General features: G+C 66.1%; 1 protein-coding gene and 1 pseudogene. Both read left to right on the top strand.

Translation table 11 applies throughout. From position 1 onward, the window contains the following. The first annotated feature begins 303 nt into the window (after window positions 1-303). The gene (locus ACRDSQ_RS21260) at window positions 304-2,196 is read left to right on the top strand and encodes a LamG domain-containing protein (RefSeq protein WP_431423487.1); all 1,893 of its coding nucleotides are present in this window, start codon (window positions 304-306) and stop codon (window positions 2,194-2,196) included. A 50-nt stretch (window positions 2,197-2,246) separates the two neighbouring features. Next, window positions 2,247-3,244: pseudogene (locus tag ACRDSQ_RS21255) on the top strand (hypothetical protein); the annotation flags it as partial.

Below are 3,244 nucleotides of genomic sequence, written 5' to 3'. Positions count from 1 at the left end.
ACTGCGAGGCCAACACACCCAACCCCACCCGATCCACCAGCCGATCACCGGACTTCACCTTCACCTGACCACGCCTGGGCACAACCAGACACTACACGATCAAGCACTAAGTTCCTGGTATTGGGCCTCGGCCCGAACATCCGGGTGACCTACTACACGCCGCCGCCGCCGAACCAAGCTCCCAACGCCCCGACCACTCTCGGGCTCGAGGCATGGGGTGGGGCGGCCGACCAGGCACGGACTTGCACCACGGGTGCGAACCGGACCCGCCTGGGTACGAAGACCCCCAGGCTGCGCGCGCTGGTGTCCGACCCCGATGGCGGCATGCTGAAGACCGAATTCCGCCTCTACGACGGCGTCCAGGCGAGTCATTCGGGTCCCCGCCCGTACGTCCAGGAGAATGTCGGCTCGGGCTCCTTCTCCCAGGTGACGGTTCCTGCTCCGGGGCTTGCCGACGGCAACTACTTCTGGAATGTCATGGCCACGGATGGTCAGGCAACAACCTGGTCGACGGTGTCCTGTGAGTTCGAGGTCGACTCGGTCAAGCCCAGCATCCCCGCGGTGTCCTCATCGGATTACCCGACCACTGGGGTGAACGGCAGTGTGGGCCGGACCGGGGTATTCACGTTCTCGCCCAACGGGAACACCGGCCTGAACGGCAGCATGGATGTCGCGTACTACAAGTGGTCGATCAACACCGACGCCAAGAACAACCGTGTCGACGTCACCTCGACCGACGGGACTGTCGCGGTTCCGATCACGCCGCCCAACGAACTGCAGAACGTTCTCTACGTCCAGGCATATGACCGCGCGGACAACCCCTCGTCGAACCATGCGGTTTACACCTTCGCTGTCGCCTCCGCCGCCGGTCCGGTCGCATCCTGGGAGGTGACGGAAACCAGCGGCACGACCGTTGCCGACAGCAGCGGCAACGGGCGTCCGCTGCAGCTCGTGGGGGGATCGAGTCTCGGTGTCGGATACGCGGGTAGTGGCCTGACGACTGGAAACGGCGGTTACGCGGCTTCGGCCGCACCGATTGTACGCACGGACAGGGCGTTCGCCGTCGCCGCCTGGGTGAAGATCGACAATGTCAGCGGGTATGTCACGGTCGCCAGCCAGAGCGGTAACCGCGTGAGCGGCTTCTATCTCCAGTACTCAGCCGACGTCAATCGCTGGACAATGAGCGTCATCGGTGCCGATGTCGACAATCCGCCCGGCCTTGTCCGGGTCAAATCGGCCCTGCCGCCGCAGGTCGGAGTGTGGACCCATCTCATCGGCACCTACGAGCCGAACTCCAAGACGGTTTCCCTGTACGTCAACGGAAAACTCGAAGGAACCGGCACCGCGACGCTGTGGAACGCCCAGGCGGGCGGGTTTCTGGTCGGCGCGGCGAAGTGGAACGGTTCGATAACCGACTTCTTCCCCGGCACCATCGACCAGGTACAGGTGTGGGACCGGACGATCGGGTCCACCGAAGCGGCTCAGATCGCAAACAAGTGGTTCTCGCGCATGCGATACCGACTCGACGAGACAACCGGCACGACCGCGCCGGACACAGTTGGGAACTACACGGGAACGTTGTCCGGTGGAGTCTCGTGGGCCGGTACGCCGGTTGATCCGGACGACCCGAACCAGGTGCTGAGCAGCGAGGACAAGTGGGCCAGGTTTGATACCACCGCCACTGGACAAATCGCTGCGTCCAAGGGGTCGAAGTTCCGGGCTGACCGGTCGTACACAGTCATGTCCTGGGTGAGACTGACGGACAAATCCGACACTCGGGCTGTGCTGGCGATGGACCACCCGGGCCATTCGCCCTTCTACTTCGGATATCGACAAGATTCGGACAAATGGTGCATGGTGACGCTGACGTCCACTGGTGCGTCGCCGGTGCAGGCGTGCTCTGACCACCTCGCCGCCCTGCACACCTGGGTCCATCTCGCCGCGACCTACGACATGGTCACCGGGAAGATCTCGCTGTTCGTCAACGGCTCCCGACAGTCGACGTTCTACGGCACCGTCGATGGCGGTGGCGTCGCGGCCTGGCAGCCCGATGGAGGTTTCCTCATCGGGCGCGGCCAGCTGAACGGCGCCATCACGCAGCCATGGCGCGGCGATCTCGACGATGTTCGTATCTACACCGGTGTCTTGAGCGGCGCGGAGATTCTGGCCCGCAACGAAGAGTCGATGCACGGCTGACCGGCCGTAGAACCCGCCCTGCCCCACTTCCCACATCAGTGGAGTTGACCATGCACGCCAGGAACTCGGCAGGCCGCGTCCGCCTGCTCGTTCGCCTCACCGCCGCCGCCGCCGCCGTCACGATGATCACGGTGACGCCGGTTGAAGCGGCGCCCGACGGCCGGTGGAAGCTGCCCGCGCTACAGCAGGAGAAGTCCGTCCCGGTCTTCGCAGTGGAAGCCCCACCGCTGCCCGAGGACCCTGCCGCCGCCACTGTCGCCACGAGTGTCGGAGAAGCGGCGTGGCCGGGCCGGTCGTCAGCGCGTGTCGCTTTGCCTGCCGGTGCGGCGGCCGCGGCGGACAACGGCCGCGCGGGACGGACACCCGTCTCCGTGCGAAGGGCGTCGGCAGTCGGGCGGGAGGCAGGCGTCGCCGTCACGGTCGCGGACCAGGACGCCGCGCGTGCGCTCGGTGTGCGTGGAGTGGTCTTCAGCCTGGCGGACACCGGCGGCGCCGCGGGTGACCCGCTGAACGTGTCAGTCGACTATGGCTCCTTCCGACATGCGTTCGGTGGCGACTACGCGACGCGGCTTCGGTTGCTCAAGCTGCCCGCGTGCGCGCTGACCACGCCTCAGGAGAAGATCTGCCGCACGGCGGAACCGATTGCCACGACCAAGAACGACATAGGCGCTTCGACGGTGTCGGGCCAGGTCACGCTTTCCCCTAAACCGTCCGATCCTTCGGTCGCCGCGGCGGATTCCGGCACAGCGACCGTCCTTGCCGTGTCCGCTGCTCCCAATGGTGCGGCAGGGTCGTACTCTGCCAGCTCGCTGGCGCCCGCCGGCAGCTGGAGCGCCGGCGGTATGGCAGGCGACTTCACCTACAGCTACCCATTCCGGCTTCCGCCGCCGCCTGCGGGATCGGCGCCTTCGGTGTCGCTCGGGTACTCGTCCCAGAGCCTCGACGGCCGGACCTCGGCGACGAACAACCAGGCGTCCTGGGCAGGCGACGGATGGGACCTGTCGGCAGGCGGATTCCTCGAGCGTTCCTACAAGCCCTGTTCGGAGGA

Origin of the sequence: Actinokineospora sp. (assembly GCF_050699995.1) — a bacterium.
Classification (GTDB): domain Bacteria; phylum Actinomycetota; class Actinomycetes; order Mycobacteriales; family Pseudonocardiaceae; genus Actinokineospora.
Note: the sequence above shows the minus strand (reverse complement) of the source record. Positions and strands in the feature narration are given on the sequence as shown.